At 46.1% G+C, this 18,075-nt stretch carries 16 protein-coding genes; 7 read left to right on the top strand and 9 right to left on the bottom strand.

The window, feature by feature from the left end; all coding sequences use genetic code 11:
• Window positions 1–6 precede the first annotated feature (6 nt).
• The 4 genes from B5Z18_RS10955 (at window position 7) to B5Z18_RS10940 (ending at window position 4,520) form a co-directional block, all read left to right on the top strand.
• Window positions 7–663 carry a 3-oxoacid CoA-transferase subunit B gene (locus tag B5Z18_RS10955; protein WP_079469384.1) on the top strand — a complete coding sequence of 219 codons (657 nt, stop codon included), beginning with the start codon at window positions 7–9 and terminating at the stop codon, window positions 661–663.
• Window positions 664–828: 165 nt separating this feature from the next.
• Window positions 829–2,229, top strand: a complete 1,401-nt coding sequence (locus tag B5Z18_RS10950) for a DUF5723 family protein (RefSeq protein WP_079469383.1) — start codon at window positions 829–831, stop codon at window positions 2,227–2,229.
• A gap of 131 nt (window positions 2,230–2,360) precedes the next feature.
• The gene (locus B5Z18_RS10945) at window positions 2,361–3,200 is read left to right on the top strand and encodes an aminotransferase class IV (RefSeq protein WP_079469382.1); all 840 of its coding nucleotides are present in this window, start codon (window positions 2,361–2,363) and stop codon (window positions 3,198–3,200) included.
• Window positions 3,201–3,215: 15 nt separating this feature from the next.
• Window positions 3,216–4,520, top strand: coding sequence for a cryptochrome/photolyase family protein (locus B5Z18_RS10940; protein ID WP_079469381.1), 1,305 nt, complete (start codon window positions 3,216–3,218; stop codon window positions 4,518–4,520).
• A 55-nt stretch (window positions 4,521–4,575) separates the two neighbouring features.
• Here B5Z18_RS10940 and B5Z18_RS10935 read toward each other — a convergent pair whose 3' ends face one another.
• The 7 genes from B5Z18_RS10935 to mqnB form a co-directional block, all read right to left on the bottom strand.
• Complete coding sequence (locus tag B5Z18_RS10935; protein WP_200817227.1) at window positions 4,576–5,730, bottom strand: TlpA disulfide reductase family protein; 1,155 nt, start codon at window positions 5,728–5,730, stop codon at window positions 4,576–4,578.
• Between the two features lies 1 nt (window position 5,731).
• A complete protein-coding gene (locus B5Z18_RS10930) occupies window positions 5,732–7,192 on the bottom strand; it encodes a RagB/SusD family nutrient uptake outer membrane protein (RefSeq protein ID WP_079469380.1) in 1,461 nt (486 codons plus the stop codon).
• A gap of 11 nt (window positions 7,193–7,203) precedes the next feature.
• Window positions 7,204–10,653: a SusC/RagA family TonB-linked outer membrane protein gene (locus B5Z18_RS10925; RefSeq protein WP_079469379.1), complete on the bottom strand. Its 3,450-nt coding sequence runs from the start codon at window positions 10,651–10,653 to the stop codon at window positions 7,204–7,206.
• A 97-nt stretch (window positions 10,654–10,750) separates the two neighbouring features.
• Window positions 10,751–11,767, bottom strand: a complete 1,017-nt coding sequence (locus tag B5Z18_RS10920) for a FecR family protein (RefSeq protein WP_079469378.1) — start codon at window positions 11,765–11,767, stop codon at window positions 10,751–10,753.
• A gap of 125 nt (window positions 11,768–11,892) precedes the next feature.
• Window positions 11,893–12,501 carry an RNA polymerase sigma factor gene (locus B5Z18_RS10915; RefSeq protein ID WP_079469377.1) on the bottom strand — a complete coding sequence of 203 codons (609 nt, stop codon included), beginning with the start codon at window positions 12,499–12,501 and terminating at the stop codon, window positions 11,893–11,895.
• Between the two features lie 32 nt (window positions 12,502–12,533).
• Window positions 12,534–13,331, bottom strand: coding sequence for a 1,4-dihydroxy-6-naphtoate synthase (locus B5Z18_RS10910; protein ID WP_079469376.1), 798 nt, complete (start codon window positions 13,329–13,331; stop codon window positions 12,534–12,536).
• A gap of 26 nt (window positions 13,332–13,357) precedes the next feature.
• Window positions 13,358–14,026, bottom strand: coding sequence for a futalosine hydrolase (mqnB, locus tag B5Z18_RS10905; RefSeq protein ID WP_079469375.1), 669 nt, complete (start codon window positions 14,024–14,026; stop codon window positions 13,358–13,360).
• Window positions 14,027–14,140: 114 nt separating this feature from the next.
• Between mqnB and B5Z18_RS10900 the strand changes: the two genes are divergently transcribed.
• From B5Z18_RS10900 to fabD, 3 genes are all read left to right on the top strand, one after another.
• A complete protein-coding gene (locus B5Z18_RS10900; RefSeq protein WP_079469374.1) occupies window positions 14,141–14,554 on the top strand; it encodes a 6-pyruvoyl trahydropterin synthase family protein in 414 nt (137 codons plus the stop codon).
• A gap of 45 nt (window positions 14,555–14,599) precedes the next feature.
• Window positions 14,600–15,187: a GTP cyclohydrolase I FolE gene (gene folE / locus B5Z18_RS10895; protein ID WP_079469373.1), complete on the top strand. Its 588-nt coding sequence runs from the start codon at window positions 14,600–14,602 to the stop codon at window positions 15,185–15,187.
• Window positions 15,188–15,308: 121 nt separating this feature from the next.
• Window positions 15,309–16,199, top strand: a complete 891-nt coding sequence (gene fabD, locus B5Z18_RS10890; RefSeq protein WP_079469372.1) for an ACP S-malonyltransferase — start codon at window positions 15,309–15,311, stop codon at window positions 16,197–16,199.
• Between the two features lie 334 nt (window positions 16,200–16,533).
• On the opposite strand, the gene B5Z18_RS10885 is transcribed toward fabD, so the two are convergent.
• A complete protein-coding gene (locus B5Z18_RS10885) occupies window positions 16,534–17,388 on the bottom strand; it encodes a GNAT family N-acetyltransferase (RefSeq protein WP_079469371.1) in 855 nt (284 codons plus the stop codon).
• A gap of 72 nt (window positions 17,389–17,460) precedes the next feature.
• Window positions 17,461–17,928, bottom strand: coding sequence for a GNAT family N-acetyltransferase (locus tag B5Z18_RS10880; protein WP_079469370.1), 468 nt, complete (start codon window positions 17,926–17,928; stop codon window positions 17,461–17,463).
• Between the last annotated feature and the right edge of the window lie 147 nt (window positions 17,929–18,075).

Here is an 18,075-nt window from a genome sequence, read left to right as displayed (position 1 = left end):
TATTTTATGCCTCTCGATAAATATGGTATTGCCAAAAGAATTGCGCAGGAACTGCAGGATGGTATGTATGTAAACCTCGGTATTGGTATTCCTACGCTGGTATCTAATTACATCCCTGCCGGAATATCTATTATGCTGCAGTCTGAAAACGGGATACTCGGTATGGGACCGTATCCTGCCGCGGAAGATATTGATGCTGACCTGATCAATGCAGGAAAGGAAACCGTTACCCTGCTGCCCGGTGGCAGCTTCTTTGATTCCGCAGAAAGCTTTGGTATGATCCGCGCCGGTAAGGTAGATCTTACTGTATTGGGTGCAATGGAAGTATCCGATACCGGTGATATCGCCAACTGGAAAATTCCCGGTAAAATGGTGAAAGGCATGGGTGGCGCAATGGACCTGGTGGCTTCTGCAAGGAACATCATTGTGGCCATGATGCATACCAATCCCAAAGGAGAAAGTAAATTATTGCCGGCATGCACATTACCTCTTACCGGCGTTAACTGTGTAAAGAAAATCGTTACGGAACTCGCCGTGCTGGATGTAACGCCCGAAGGATTTAAGCTCCTCGAACGTGCGCCTGGTGTTACGGTAGAAGAGATTCGCGCTAAAACTGCCGGGAAACTGATCATTGAAGGTGATATTCCGGAGATGAACATTTAACAGCAACATTCGTATATACGTCACCGTGCCCTGCTTTCCCGGAAGCAGGGCATTTTTATTTTTTGGTAAAAAAGTCATTTTTATAATATGTAATTAATTTAAATATTTATAATTTAGCATGCTTAAGTTGTTAATCTCGTTTATTCCTAACCTATAATAGTCACTATGAAAAGGATTTTTACATCCGCATTATTATTGTCATGCTGTGCACTTTCCACGCAGGCACAGGACCTGGCCGGATTCCGGACCAGTAACTACGCAGGCGTAACCAGCGTATTTTCCAACCCCGCCAACATCGCCGACAGCCGTTACCGCTGGGATGTTAATCTCGTGGGTGTAAACGCAGGCGTTTCCAACAACCAGCTGAAGTATAAACTGGGAGATGTGGGCTCCGCATTTGGAGAGGACACTATCAAGAGCCAGTTGTTTGGCCAGGGTAAGGGCCTCACCAAAGCGTTGGTGAATCTTGCAGCGTATACTCCCTCCGTTATGTTCAATGTGGGGAAGTTTTCTTTTGCCGTTACCACCCGTGCGCGCGTAGTGGCCAATGTAACTGATCTGGACGGCCGGCTCGCCGATAAGATCATGAATGACCTGTCTGCAACCGACAACCTACCTTACAATATTGCTTCCAACAGCAATATGCGGGTTAGTGTGAATGCCTGGTCGGAGTATGGTGTATCTGTGGCCCGTGAAGTAATTACTGTGGGGCCTCACTTCCTGAAAGCCGGTGTAACCCTGAAATACCTGGCCGGTTCCATGAACGGCACCATTAACATCGATAAGCTGCATGCCACTATGGATGTGGATGAAGGTCAGCAGGAGGCTTTTCTTACCAACGCTTCCGGTAAAGTAGGCATGAATTTCTCCGGGATGAACCTTTCCGATTTTAAAGCGGAAGATGCTTCCAAAATGGTGGGACACGGCATTGGCGCAGAGTTGGGCGTGGTATATGAATACCGCCCTGCCAGCGAAAATGTTTCCGGAAAAGGAAGCAACAAGTATAAATTCCGTTTGGGCCTGTCCCTCATGGACGCAGGCAAAATCAAATATGAACGTGATGTAACACGTAGCGGAACATTTACTATTGGAATACCGGTTAATCAACAGTTTTCACTGCAAAACCTGCAGGATGTAAAGCTGGATAATTACAAAACAGAATTAGGTAAGTATCCGCAATACTTCACACCGGCAGCAGATAATAACAATGCTGATTACTCGGTGAGCCTGCCAACTACCTTACAACTGGATGGCGACTATCACATCTATCATGCGTTTTACGTAAACGCAAACATACAGTTGGCTTTAACAAGCGGCGACAAAAAACCTTACAACACCCAGTATTACAGTGGCTTCAGTATCACTCCGCGTTACGATGGCCGTATATTCGGCTTCTTCCTGCCAGTAAGCTACAACCAGTTATCCAAACTGAATGCAGGCGCCAGCTTCCGTGTAGGTCCGCTGTATCTTGGTTCAGGCAGTGTACTCAGTGCATTACTGGGATCTTCTCATCAGCTGGATGGCTTTGTGGGTGTCCGTTTTGGAGGATTGCAACGGCATAAATAATACTTAACCTCTATAGGGATTTAGATATTTTGTTTTTGGAATACATACTTCCATGAAACAAAATGTCTAAATCTCTAAATTTATAAATCCCTAAATAATTGGTACCTTTCAACTTGCTAAAATAGTTCGAGGTGCAAGTTGGATTTCTTTGTTATAACGGTAAATATATTCCTGCGGCTGACCCGATTTTTACGGCAGATAATCGATCTTTCAGATACGGGGATGGCTTTTTTGAAACCCTGAAAGTATACCAGGGACAAGTATTGCTGGCTGACCTGCACTTTGAACGGATGCTTGCCAGTTTACACCTGCTGCACTTCGATATCCCCACACATTTTACCAAAGCATATTTTGTTAAGCAGATACTGGAACTCTGCAGTAAGAATAACGTATCCCAGATGGCCCGTGTTCGCCTGGCTATCTTCCGGTCGGATGGTGGTTTGTATGATCCGATCAATAACTTACCGAACTACATTATCCAATGCTGGGAATTAAGCAGAACCATATTGGAGTTAAATAACAGCGGGCTGGTAACAGATATCTTCCCCGATGTAAAAAAAAGTTGTGATAAATTATCCGCTATTAAATCAAACAACTGCCTGCCCTATGTGATGGCAGCAATGTATGCCAAGCAGCACCGGCTAAACGAAGCTATTTTACTCAATCCTTATGGAAGAGTGGCCGATAGCACCATTGCCAATGTATTTATTGTACGGGATAAAGTGCTTTATACACCGCCATTGTCTGAAGGTGGCGTGTGTGGCGTAATGCGCAAGTATTTGCTGAAAACAGAACTGCCATTCAAAATAGAAGAAAAACCACTGAATATAGAAGACCTCGAAAATGCGGATGAAATATTTTTAACCAATGCCATCTATGGTATCCGTTGGGTAGGCCTTTTCCGCGACAGCAGCTATGGAAACGCCACCGCCGCTATTTTACACGAGGTATTACATGAAAGCATGTTGTAAAAATCACCTGCTGAGATGGAACAAACAATCAGTTTATGCTGGTTTCGCCGCGATCTCCGGCTTGACGACCAGGCCGCTTTCTATTATGCGCTACGTGCCGGTAACCCGGTAGTGCCGGTATTTGTTTTTGATACACATATCCTCAACGACCTGGAAGATAAACAGGACCGCAGGCTTACCTTTATTCATGAAGTGCTGGAACACATGCAGACACAACTGCAGCAACTGGGTTCCTCAATGGATATTTTTTATGGTACACCGGAAGCCGCTTTCACACACTGGATCAGCAAATACAAGGTAGCTGATGTATACACCAATCATGATTATGAACCTTATGCGAAAAGCAGGGATGCTGCAATAGCAAAGCAACTCAGCGAACACGGGATTTCTTTTCACAGTTACAAAGACCAGGTAATACTGGAAAAAAATGAAGTACTGAAAGATAACGGTGAACCATATACGATATTTACACCTTACAGCAGGAAATGGTATGATACCCTCACCTTTTTTCATCTGAAACCTTATCCCTGCAAAAAATATTATCAGCATCTCTTTAAACAACCACCTGTAAAAATCCCTTCCCTAAAGGATATGGGATTTACTACCGCAGAAAAGCATTTTCCCGCAAAGAACCTGGACGAAACACTGGTTAAACATTACGATGAAACCCGCGATTTTCCTGCTATAAACGGCACCTCAAAATCAGGCATCCATCTGCGCTTTGGTACGGTAAGCATTCGCGCATTAATGCAGCAGGCGATGCAGCTCAATGCTACCTTTGCAAAGGAATTGATCTGGCGGGAGTTTTACCAGATGATCCTCTGGCACTTTCCTCATGTGGCAGGAAATTCTTTTAAGAAAGAATATGATAAAATAGTTTGGCGTAATAATGAAGAAGAGTTTGAAAGATGGTGTAAAGGCCAAACAGGTTACCCGATAGTAGATGCCGGCATGCGGGAACTGAATACCACCGGCTTTATGCACAACCGTGTTCGCATGATTACCGCCAGTTTTTTAACCAAACATTTACTGATCGACTGGCGCTGGGGAGAAGCTTATTTTGCAGCTAAACTGTTGGATTATGATCTTGCTGCGAATAACGGTGGCTGGCAATGGGCAGCGGGTTCGGGGTGTGATGCTGCACCTTATTTCCGGGTGTTTAATCCCACGCTGCAAACGCAGAAGTTTGATAAAGACTTAAAATATATCCGCAAATGGGTACCGGAATTTGAAGGATTTGAATATGTGAAGCCGATAGTATCGCATGAAGAAGCGCGTAAGCGTGCATTGGAAGTATATGGAAAAGCGCTGAAGAAATAGCATAAAAAAAGCAGTGAAGACAACATCTTCACTGCTTTTTTTATGGTTGCAAAATTTAGTGGTTAAACACTTCTTTCAACTTAATGTCCAGCGCTTCATGTTCTTCCCCGCCGCCACCATAGCGTGCTACAATTACTCCTTTCGGATCAATCAGTATCTGGGTGGGTAACGAATGAATGCCGAAGTGTTCGCTGATATCTTCCGGGTTAGGCTCATTCTTCATGCGTTTATTCATGTCCAGTCCGCGCAGCACATGTTTCCACACGCCAATACCATCTTTTTCCACTGCTTTTTTCCAGGCGTCATGATTGCGGTCATCGTCAGATACGCTGATCACTTCAAAGCCTTTATCCTTGTATTGTTTGTATAGTTCCAGCAGATGCGGATTGCCCGCACGGCAAGGCACACACCAGCTGGCCCAGAAATCTACCAACACATATTTTCCTTTGAAGTCCGATAAGCTGAGTGGCTGGCCATTGATGTCTGCTTTGCTGAAATTAAAAGCAACGCTGCCCGGGGAGCCCTGTTCCAGTTTTTTAATCTCCTGGGCTATGTCCAAACCATCTTTACTTTGTTGTAAAGCGGGGCTTAAACTGTTGTAATAGTATTTGGCAGAATCCAGTGTCATGCTGCCTATTTGAAAGCGCATGAGATAAACACTCAGGAAAGAATTATGATGTTCACGGATAAATTTCCTTGACAACTGGTTGTTTGCATTAAAGTAAGGCGCCAGTTGCTCGCGGATAGCGCCGGCTTTGTCGTGATCTTTTTCATTGCGTAATGCTTCCAGTAGTGGCTGGTATTTCACGGTAGCCATTTCTCTTTCCTTTTCCAGCTGTACATTTTCATCATTGCTTGCGGAGCCTTTCAGTACGGTGGTGCTGAGGTCGCCGTTTGTGATAGTGATGGTCATGGCAGCGGGTTCCAGGAACAGGTATGCCTGCTCTTTTTTGTTGCCGGTCATGTTCTTGACCAGTGCCGCGGAAAACACGCCGGGGGCGGGTTGCGATAATGTACCTGTAAAGTTGAATCTGCCATTTTTAACTTCGGCACTGTCTGTAATATATTTTGCACCACTGCTATACTGCAGGTAGTATTTCGCAGGCGCATTGCCGGTAACGGTACCGGCTATACTGAATTTCTGTTGTGCGGTTACCAGCTGACTGAATGCTAACGGTAACGACAGTACGCAAATTATTCTTTTCATCATATTATTGTTCGTTTTGTGTAAGATTAGGATTGAGGATGATTTCTTCCTGCGGAATGCGCAGTAATATCTTCGGGCTGGTAGCGGCGATGGTCATAGTACCACTGCTGGCAGAGGTGTAGTTGCGTACCATCGGTAAACCATTTCTGAAATAATCGAACCCGGTATGTCCTTCGAAAGCAAGTTCCAGGCGGCGTTGCAGCAGTATCTCATCAAACAGCGCCTGTCCGGAAAGGTCTACTGAGGCAAGTCCTGCGCGGTTTCGGATGATATTCAGATCGGCCAGTGCAAGATCCTTTTTACCGAGCTTGGCATTGGCTTCTGCACGGTTCAGGTATACTTCTGCAAGACGGATGTACCGGAACGGTGATTTGCTGTAGATGGCTGAGTACAGGTACATATATTTAGCCGTGGCAATACTGTCGTTGGGAAAGCCGGGCGTTACATTTACTTTGTAGTGCGACGTGCGCAGATCTGTTTGGGCAATCCGGCTCAACAGATCGGGAGAAGGCCGGTAGTAACCGCCGGTGTAATTGATCTGTGGCGGATAGGCATATTGCTGACTGATAGAAGCACTGCCGTAATCCACATTGCCCGCAAAGATATCTTCCTTATTGGCGGTATTGCTGCTGTTGTAGTAAGCCCGGTAAGCATTGTCAGTGAGCAATGCATATTTGTTACTGCTAATCACCTGGTCCGCATAGCTCACTGCTTTCTGATTAAACGTTGCATCGGGTTGCTGGAGAGTACCACCCATATAGAGATACACCCGCGATAACAAAGCGGCGGCGCTCATTTTTCCGGCAAAGCTGTTGGACTTCTCCTGGCTGAACAGGGACATGGCTGTTTCGAGATCGGAAATGATTTGCCCGTATACCGCTTTGACACTGGCGCGCGCCGGCTTATAATCGGTGCCGTTGGCGGCGGTGGTAATAAGCATTACACCCCGCGATCCTGCTGCATCCTGGTAGTAAGGCTTTGCATAAAAGCGCACCAGGTTAAAGTATACGAACGCTCTCACAAACAGCGCTTCTGCTTTCGCCTGCAATACCGCCGGGCGCTGTTCATCTTTTGGTACATTATCCAGCAATTTATTTGCATGCAGAATAGTAAAGTAACTTCCTCTCCATAAGTAGTAAGTCCAGCTGTGATCTTTATCAGGAGAATTAGTATAATCAAACGCATCGGAGTACCGGTTAGGTCCCAGATCGAGCGAACGGATATTGTTACCATGTGTTTCCGAAAGGAACATAGTAATATCACCATATCCGAAGCTGCTGCTTTCCATAGCAACGCCGGTGGTGATCATGGGATACAAACCCAGTGCGGCCTGTGAAAACCCTTCCGGGGTGCTGAACTGGGCATCTTCGTTGGTAACGTTGTGCGGACGTAGTTCATCCAGTTGTTTGTTGCAGGCGCTTAACGAGATAAGACTGATAGCGGCTATTATAATTGTACGCGTCATTTTCAAGTAGTTTAGAATGTAACATTAAGACCGGCAGTAATGCGCCGTGGATTAGCATTTCCGATACCTACACCTCCATAGGCAGTAGAGGTACCGATGGATGCGCCTTCGGGATCTGCCCCTACATAGTCTTTATGTTTGATAACAAAAACATTGTCCATACTAACGAATACGCCTGCACGCTGTGCGCGGATCTTTGTCAGTGTTTTTTGAGCAAGATCATATCCGATCCTGATGTTGCGCATACGGATATGGCTGGCGTTACCGTAGATAAGTGATGAGCGGCTGTCAAATGCCCGCCAGGTATCCATTTTACTACTGTATACATCAGGGTAGTTGGCATTTTTATCGCCGGGTTGCTGCCATACTTTCTGGCTGGATTGCCAGTTCACATTATTCCTTCCGAGGAAAGGAGCAGCGGGTGATTGAAAGTTATTAATGAGACTCATAGCGGTATAATTACCCACCTGGAACCACATCTCTGCACTCAGGGAAAATTGCTTGTAGGTAAAAGTATTGGTGAAACCTCCAAAGAATTTTGGTGTGGCGGAGCCCACAGTCTGGTAATTGCGGATGTCCGACATGGCGCCAATACCTTCTGTTACCTGCTTCTTTCCGGAGGCATCGTAGTTTTCAAACAGCGGTGCGCCGTTATCAGGATTTACACCTACATAACGGATTGCTTTAATTACATTCAGGTCTTCTCCTTCATAGCGGTAATAGGCGCGGTTGTAGTTGTCGAGAAGGGAATCGCCGTATAATTTCTGTATCGTGTTTTTATTAAAGCTTACGTTGAGATTGGTGGTCCAGCTGAAATTCCGCGCATCTATATTCCGGGTATTCAGCATAAGTTCCAGTCCTTTGTTCAGTACTTCTCCTACATTCTGGTATTGCTGGAAAGAACCTTGTGCAGAACCAACAAATACCTGTTGCAGCAGGTTTTTACTAAGTTTTGAATAGAAGTCGGCGGAAAGCTCTATACGTTTCCATAGGCTGACATCTATTCCCGCTGTATTGTTAACGGTAGTTTCCCAGCTGATGTCGGGGTTTTCCAGCTGTGTAATAGCAGAGCCTATGTTGTTAATGTTATCGTAGGTATAATTGGAGGTGGCGGCATAAAGGGTTTGGTTCAGGTATCCATCGCCTACATCCCTTCCGGAAGTTCCGTGCACTACTCTCAGCTTCAGCAGGTCTATTGCTTTCACATCTGCCAGGAAAGCTTCTTTGTTGATCAGCCATCCGGCACTTACAGCATAAAAAGTACCGTATCTTTTGTTGCGGCCAAAGTTGGTGAATGCATCGGTACGAAGAGAAGCTGCCGCATAATACTTAGTGAGGTAGTTATAATTTAATTCACTGAAGGCAGAAAAACTGGCTCTTTCAGTATAGGCGCCGCTGGGCCGGTAGGGGGTATTATAAGCCACGCTGATGGCGCTGCCGAAGTTTTTGGCTGCACCCATATTTCTTTCGCCTGGCAGCAGATTGTACATATCTGTACTGTTGGTTTCATTGGTACGCTTTGCCCATTCTGTTCCTGCCAGGAAATTGAGGCTGTGCTGCCCAAATTGTTTGGAAGCATTCAGCGTATTGGTGGATGTAAAATTAAAGAACCTGGTATCTGCGATGGTGAGCGTTCCGTTGGGAGTAACGGCGCCTGGTGCAAACAGGTAAGGATAACCACCGTATTTCCCGGAGAAGCTACGGGGATCCAGGTAGGAGTTCCGGTGGGTATTGATATAGTCGATGGTATTGGTAGTTTTAAGGCTTAACCAGGGCAGTACGCGGTAATTGAGCCATATGGTACCGGTGAAGTGCTGGTTGTCTATAATGGCGGTATTATTGAATTTCTTTTCGGCTAAGAAGTTCTGCGACCAGGTGGTATAAGGAACACCGAAATTATTGGATTGCCTCACGGGGATACTGTCGGCCAGCGTACCATCCGCATTGTAAGGCGTAACAAAAGGCTGGGTCATATAAAGCGCCGGCACTCCATTGCGGGAAATGGTTTTATCGATAATAGCGCTGGTATTCAATCCGCCGGAAACTTTTTTGGAGAAGTTCTGCACAAGGTTCAGCCGCAGGTTACGACGGTCGAAGGTATTACCAACGTTAATACCTTTTTCCTTGTACCAGTCGATGCCTGCATATACCATTGTTTTATCGTTGCCGCTGTTAAGTCCCAGGCTGATATCAGAGAAATTACCATCATCGAACATCGCTTTTTCCCAGTCGAAGTTCTTTGATTTATCTTCATCTGTATAAATCCTTCTTTGCTGAATAAAATCTGCTGCAGTAGGAAACTGTTGCCGGAGGGAAGGTGTTTCTTCCCATCTGCGTTGCATCACTTTATCCATCAGCGCAATATTTTCTGTTGTGTTCATCATGCGGATGGCGCGGTTCTGTTTAATAACGCCGTAGCGGGTATCCAGCGTTACGTGCACGCCACTGTTGGCGGCGGCTCTTTTGGTGGTTACCACAATTACTCCCTGCGCAGCGCGTGAACCATAGATAGCAGTAGAGGCGGCATCTTTGAGGATAGTAACGCTTTCCACATCAGCGGGATTCACTACATCCTGTAAATTCTGTGAGTTGGAAATTACGCCGTCAATTACGATCAGCGGTCCGAAGTAAGCGCTGGTACCGGATGGGAGCGACGACTCTCCACGCAGCAGTACCTGTCCTCTTGCACCGGCGTCGGCACTAGGCTCCACGATATACATGCCGGTAGTTTTTGCTTTCAGCATAGAGAGGATATTGGAAGAAGAAACAGAGCTGCGCAACTGGTCGCCTGAAACTTTTTGTACAGCGCCGGTTAGTTCAGCAGCCTGTTTACTGGTGTATCCCATTACTACAACGCCACCAAGACTGGTAGCATCTTCTTCCATCGCAATATGATTTTCTGTACCGGATATTACCTGTGTTTTCTGGCGGTAGCCAATGCTGCTGATCAGCAGCGGGTGACCTTCCTCAGCGTTAACCGCAAACATGCCGTTGGCATCTGTAACAGTGCCTTTGCCGGTAATAATATCCCGTACGGTGGTGCCGGGCAGCGGCTGTCCCTTACGGTCTGTTACCCTTCCTCTTATTGTGGGCACCACGGCCTTCGTAACACCGGTTTGATTATAAGGCATTACTACCCCGATCATATTACCACTTACCCGGAACTTAAGGCTGGAAGCATCTTCCAGCTCTGCCAGCACTTCGCGGATACTCCTGGCTTTTGTGGCCAGGGTAATACGGCGGATTGGTAAGGTGGCAGCGTCGTAAAAGAACTTTACCTGGTAGGTGCTTTCAATTTTTTTGAAGGCGGCAGACATGGTTACATCCCGGAACCCTATTGATTTTCTTTGCTGCCCATATGATAGCATACAGGTCATCAGCATTAACAACACCAAAAGAGGGAACTGCCATTTTACCGCAGTGCTTAACGGCGCACGTAGGCGCGCATAATTAAAAGTCATGCATCAGATTTTTTAATGATGGTTGATATGGTCACCACAGGCGCCGGCAGCCTGCGTGTGATCCCGGTTTAGCGATTTTGGTGGAAACGCTTTGTGATTAAAATTGAATCAGCACTTTGTCCGGTTGTATTTGAAAACTACATCCGGCTGTAAAACAAAAGATGTTCAATACTTTTTCCAGTTTATCGTTGTCGAAGGCCCCGGAGAACCGTTTGGCATTTAATGAGTTTCCGTTTACCTGGAAGGGTATTCCATACCAGTTTTCCAGTTCACGTATTACTTCAAAAGCGCTGACATTGTTAAACACTAGTTTTCCTGATTTCCAGGTACGTAGTGCAACCGTATCAAATGATGCCCTGCTCATTTGCCGGGTAGACTCATTCCACCGCGCCTGTTCACCCGGCGCCAGTGTGAGCGGATCTGTTTTGCCTGATTGTTCACTCACTTTTACTTTTCCGCTGAGCAGTGAAACGGTCGACTGTGGCTCATACGGATAAGATTTTATTAAGAAGGAAGTACCCAGTACAGTAGTTTGTATTTGTTTGCTGGTTACCATAAACGGATCATCCGAATTTGTTTTTACATCAAACAGTGCGGCGCCTTTTACCAATTCCACATGCCGGTGTTTATTGCTGTAATCGGAAGGAATCCTAACGGTAGTGTTAGCGTTCAGGATCACTGAAGATCCATCCGGTAATGTCAGCAATTTGCGTTGTCCCCATTCACTGGAGTATACCAGGAAGGTGTTGGGAGCTGTTGCCGGTTTTTGTGGTTTTAACCGGGGCCATAACAGCGTGATGCCTCCCAGGAGCAGGAGTACCGCTGCGGCACGCCATGCCACCTGCCGCCAGTTGATCCGTCGGATACGCACCGGATGAGTGGCTTTAACAGCCTGTTGCAGCCTGTTTAGCTGCGTTGTTCTGTCTTTTTCTGCCTCAGCGGTATTAATGTTATAATACAATGTTATTGCCGCTGCCACCTTATCCTTTATTTCAGGATGCAGCAGGATATAGCTTTCCCATTTAGCAATAGCCGTATCATTGTTTCGCCGGATATATTGCAGAAAGGTGTCGTCGAGCAGCAGGTCTAATTCAGTCAGGTCCTTTGGCAGCATTCCCCATCCATTTTTAAAGTAGAGCGACAATCAGGTCTCTTTTACCGGGTATGGACCGGTAAATTTTCAGATTTTGATAAATTTTATTTTAAAGTGGCTTTATTGAAAATAATCTAACAGGGAATTTATAAGGGAAGTAACAGCAGTAATGTTCTCAAATGCAGGTTGCCGGATTTAAGATCCTGTTCCAGTGATTGTTTGAGCGATTTCAGTGCTTCGTACAAGTGATTATAAACGGTGCGGTGCGTAAGCCCCGTGATGTCTGTTATTTCGTCGTAGCTCCGGCCTTCGTAAAAGCGGAGGTTAATTAATTCTTTTTGTCTCGGACTAAGTAAAGATATGGCTTCCTGTATACGTGCAATAGTTGCTTTGTTTTGTTGCTGCTGCACCAGCAGTTGTTCTGCAGAAGGAATATCGCCGGTGGCTTCGGTATCCATCCACAGCGACAGCAGGCCATTGTCCTTTTTTTCCTGCTGAAGATGTAATAACAGTTTGCGTTTAAAGGAGGTGATAATGTAGCTGCGTACATTGGTAACGGTATCCAGTCCTTCTTTCTTCTCCCAGAAATAAAGAAATACCTGTTGGATACAGTCTTTTACCGGCTCGCTTCTCGCGCATATTTTAAGGCCCAGGAAAAGGAGCAGGTGATAATACTTTTCATACAAGGTATATAGCGCCTGTTCCTCTCCTTGCCGAAACCTGTTCCACAGGTCTGTATCCTTATTATCGATCATACCGCAACAAAAGAACGAAAAAATCGGCTGCTTTACGGACGGATTTTTTCTGCCGCTTCCATCAGCGCTACTACAGCGGCTTTTCCTTCCTCGCCCAGGTCTAAACTAAAATCATTTACATACAGGTCGATATGCTGGCGCATCACGGATTCATCCATTTCCTGCGCGTGTGATTTCACATAGTCAGACAGCTGCGGATAAGTAGTGTAGCTGTTCTGCAGGCTTTTATGGATCAGGGAATCGAGTTGTGCGCGGGTAGCTTCGGGTACATCTTTACGGATAAAGATACCTCCCAGCGGAATAGGATTACCGGTGGTTTGTTCCCAGTATTCGCCCATATCCATCAGCTTTACGAGGCCCTTGAGCTGGTAAGTGAAGCGGTTTTCGTGAATAATTACGCCGGCATCCACATCACCGTTCAGCACAGCATTTTCAATTTCAGAGAACAGCATCACCTTTTTGTTGGTGGCTTCCGGGAAAGCGATGGAGAACAGCAGGTTGGCAGTGGTGTTTTCTCCGGGGATGGCGATGGTCAGATTTTTTATCTCTTCGCGGGGAATGTCTTTCTTTGCAATGAGCAACGGGCCACAGCCACGTCCCAGCGCGCTGCCGCTGTTGAGCAGCTCATATTGGTCTTTTACCTTCAGGTAAACTGCAAAACTCAGCTTTGTAACAGCCAGTTTGCCTTGCAGCGCCCAGTTGTTCAGTGTTTCCACATCTTCGAGATGGGTATCGAAGGTAAATTCTTTTGTGTCTATTTTGTTGTTTACCAGTGCATCAAAAATGAAAGTATCATTCGGGCAAGGTGAAAAACCTAAAGATAAATGCATAGCTATCAAAATTTTATAGTCTGTCGTTAAATTCCGGCCAGTGTTTCCACGGTTTTTATCAGTTCGTCGTTGAGTGTTTTCACCGCCAGGGGGATCTTCCATTTGCTCTTGTCCCTGATTTCCACATAGTTAGAGATGCTGCGCAGCTGAAGAAACGGTATTTCTTCCAGCAGGCAGGCATAATGAAAGGCGGCGCCCTCCATGCTTTCTATGTCGGGGTTGTATTTGGCCACCAGCTTTTGGATGGTGGGTTCGCTGCCGCTCACCAGGTTTACGCTTATCCCGGTAGCGGTGGGCAGGGGAGGTACTTCGGGCAGGCCGGCAAAGGTGTTCACCAGGCTGTTGCCGGTGAATGGTGGCTGCGATGGCTGCCAGAGCTGTATATCAAATAAATCTTTAAACTGATCATTATCTTCCGCTCCGAGGTCGGCCAGGTACTCACGTTTGATGAGCACTACCTGTCCCAGTTCCCAGGTGTGGCGGAAACTGCCGCCGATACCGGCCTGTATGGCTATGTCCGGCCGGTTTACCACCAGGTGCCTTCCCAGGCTGAAAGCGGTGTGCATCATGCCAATACCGGCAATCAGTACGTCTATATTGCAGTTCGCGGCTTTAAGGGCCGGAATGTGCTGGTCCAGGTACTGTAAAAAAGGCTGTATTTCCAGCGTGGTAGCCGCGGTCACCAATATTTTCATCCCGTAAAAATACAGCAAAAATGATTGCTCCCCGTGTAAAACAATTGACAGGAATTAGGATAAATTGGCACTACTCACTTAATAGTGGTATTTTTGCAAAAATTTTTTGCAATAATGATTTATTTAACGCGAGTAGAGAACTTCAATGCAGCGCATAAGTTATCTAACCCGGGCTGGAGCAAAGAAAAGAACGAAGAAGTTTTTGGTAAATGCGCCAACGAAAACTGGCATGGTCATAATTACGAACTGCACGTCACTATAAAAGGAAATCCTGATCCGGAAACGGGTTTTGTATTTAATGCCAAGACTTTAGGAGTAATTATCCGGGATGCGGTGATAGAAAAGATTGATCACCGGAACCTGAATATGGATGTTGATTTTATGAAAGATAAATTCACTTCCGCTGAAAACTTATCTATCGCTATCTGGGATCAGCTGGCCAAACACCTGCCTGCAGAGGTGCAGCTGCACTGTATCAAGCTGTATGAAACTCCACGCATATACGTAGAGTACTATGGTGGCAAGTAATGTCCGTATATTACCGGCCTTTGAAATTTGTTAAATCATATAAGAATGGCGTATAATAAGAACGAAAGTTACGATGAAAAGATCACGTCCGGTCTTGTAGAAAACTATAAAGAATGCCTGCACCTGCTGGGGGAAGACCCTGAGAGGGAAGGCCTGCAGAAAACACCTGAACGGGTAGCCAAAGCCATGCAGTTTCTTACACAAGGGTATCAGCAGGACGCACGCGAAATACTGGAAGGTGCGAAATTTACAGAAGCATATAGTGAAATGGTGATTGTAAAAGACATAGAATTATACTCTATGTGTGAACATCACATGCTGCCCTTTTTCGGAAAGGCCCACGTAGCTTATATTCCCAACGGGTATATCACCGGCCTGAGCAAAATAGCCAGGGTGGTAGACGTATACGCCCGCCGCTTACAGGTACAGGAGCGGTTAACACACCAGATCCTGGATGCCATCCAGGAAACCCTGCAGCCGCAGGGCGTTGCGGTAGTAATTGAAGCACAACACCTGTGTATGATGATGCGCGGTGTGCAAAAACAAAATTCCCTTACCACCACCTCCGCTTTCAGCGGCCAGTTCGAGCATGGTACCACCAGGGCCGAATTCCTGAAACTGATTGCCAAATAAAAAGATTTTATATAACGGATTACGGATTTATGGGTAGATGATAATAGTAACTTATATTTATCAGCTACCTGTAAATCCGTAATTCTTATTTATATTTGAAAAAATATTAATTTATATCCACATGAAGCATGCTTACGTATTTCCCGGACAAGGTTCCCAGTTTCCGGGTATGGGCAAAAATCTGTACGACACCAACGCAAAAGCAAAAGAACTTTTTGAACAGGCCAACGACATCTTAGGTTTCCGTATTTCTGATATCATGTTCAATGGTACAGAGGAAGACCTGAAACAAACCAACGTTACACAGCCTGCCGTATTCCTGCATGCAGTGATTGCTTTCCTCTGCACGGAGCATTCCCAGCCTGAAATGGTAGCGGGTCACTCACTGGGAGAATTTTCTGCTCTCGTAGCCAATGGCGTATTGTCGTTTGAAGCCGCCCTGAAACTGGTAGCTATCCGCGCCAATGCCATGCAGAAAGCCTGTGAGCTGCAACCTTCCACAATGGCCGCTGTACTGGCCCTGGATGATGCTAAAGTAGAAGAAATATGTGCGGCTGTTACCGCCGAAACCGGCGAAATAGTAGTACCTGCCAATTATAACTGCCCTGGTCAGCTGGTGATTTCCGGTACCCTCAAAGGCGTGGAAATTGCCTGTGAGAGAATGAAGGCCGCCGGCGCCAAAAGAGCGCTGATCCTGCCGGTAGGTGGCGCGTTCCACTCTCCTTTAATGGCTTCTGCCAAAGAAGAATTACAGGCAGCCATCAACACCACTGCTTTCAATACCCCTTCCTGCCCGGTGTACCAGAACGTGGTAGCCGTAGCAGTAACCGATCCCGCACAGATCAAACAAAACCTGATTGATCAGTTAACAGGCGCTGTAAGATGGACGCAATCCGTTCAGGCAATGGTGGCCGATGGAGGTAAAGAATTCACGGAAGTAGGCCCCGGTAAAGTGTTACAGGGACTGATCCAGAAGATCAACAAAGAAACAGTGGTAAACGGCATCAACTAAAATGCAGCCGATTTTGTCTTTACTGCTGATTACACAGATCATGCTTTGCACATACATTGCGCATACTTAGTACATACTTAGCACATGCCTTTGATGTGGAGTTGACACGGACTTGACGTGGAGGTGATGTGGACTTGATCGGTAACCTATTGTGTATCAAAGCGCTAGAGGGGGTTCCGGGAGATTCTTTAGCGAGGTCGCATCAGAGAAACAAACTGGCTATCAATGCTTTAGGTGTTTTATAAAGATAAACGTAATCAGGCAAAAAAACAAAATTTTGGATCAGGGAAGATAGCAGCGGAAAATGCGCTTTTATCTTCCCTGATTTTTTACTTTATAATACAATCTCCATCTCGTACTGCGACAGGTAATGCATCAATCCGGCCTGTTGCAGGAATTTATCTATCTCCGGAAAATGTTCATCAATATTTATAATGCTCACCGCCGCACCCCTGAACTGATCGGAAGCATATTGCAATAAAGCGCTGCCCACGCCTTTTCTGCGGAACTCCGGGTGTACGGCTATATTCCTGATCCTCCGGGTATCTTTATGTACACTGATGAAACCCACCGTTTGCCCGTTGACGGTAGCCTCCCAGGTAACCGTAAACGGGGCTTCCCGCTGTATGCTGGCCACATTGTTGGACCAGGTGGGAATCATATCCATAAACGTAGCCAGCAGGGGCCAGTCGGGTGTTGTATTTTCTTTTATGGAGATGCCCGCCGGGCTTTTATGCGTTTTTATATTGCCTTTGAAAGAATGAATGGTGCGGGTTTTATGAAACCCTGTATTCGTATATGCTTTGATGGCAGGAAGATTGGTGCTGATCACCTCCAGGATTATTTTACGGATACCCTGCGACTGGTACGCAGGAATAAACTGATCATACATTTTTTGTACGAGGTGCTGGCCGCGGTACTCGGGAATAATACCGGTGCCCCCGTTGTATAATACGGTTGGATGCGTTTTGTTATCTACTGCATGTAAAATGAAGCCGCCAAGTGCATTACCGGCAAAGGCGCCGATAGAGTAATCCCGCAGCAGGTTTTCACCCTGCATTTTTTGTTCCAGTATAGAGGGCGTGAGGTGCAGGGGCACTATATAATCGCTGAAAGCCACGTTGAAAGTGTCGCAGAGGTCGGGTGTGGATACGTTGTGAAGTGTCCGGAAGTCGTGGATAAAAATCATAGTGAAATGGTATGTCGTCAATATTAATGAGGATTGATGACATACCGTTCCGGAATTTTATGAGCGGAAAAATTATTGCAGTTCTATGCTGACGTTGATCCATTCCGGATCAAATTTATCTGTATATTTTTGGTAGAAGTTGATGGCAGGTGTGTTCCATTCCAGCACCTGGAAAACGATGCCACTGAACTGTTTTTCTTTTGCTTCAATGATCAGCTGGTCGAACAACAATTTGCCGATGCCTTTACCCCGCCAGTTCTCTGTAACAAGAATATCTTCCAGGTACATCCGGCAACCTTTCCAGGTAGAGTAACGGATGTAATACAGTGCAAATCCGTGGATCACTTCCTGTCTGTTAATCATAGTGGAGGCTACAAATGCTTTCCACACCGGGTTGGGGCCAAATCCTGCTTCTTCAAAATGTTCCTGGCTCACGGTTACTTCTTCCGGTGCTTTTTCATATGCTGCCAGTTCGCGGACCAGTTCCATCAACCGGGCACAGTCTTCTTTTCGTGCAACCCTTAACGTTATATCTTCCATATCTGTATATATTAATCAAATACCCGGCCGGTTGTTTATACACACAGCCTCCGGCCGGAGGCTGCAAATTAATCAAAATTGCGAAGTCCATCGCTGCCACTCATCCCGGTCAGCGAACGCCGTATAACAGTAACCGTAAATATCGGT

It is taken from the genome of Chitinophaga ginsengisegetis, assembly GCF_900168065.1.
GTDB classification, from domain to species: Bacteria; Bacteroidota; Bacteroidia; order Chitinophagales; family Chitinophagaceae; genus Chitinophaga; species Chitinophaga ginsengisegetis.
Note: the sequence above shows the minus strand (reverse complement) of the source record. Positions and strands in the feature narration are given on the sequence as shown.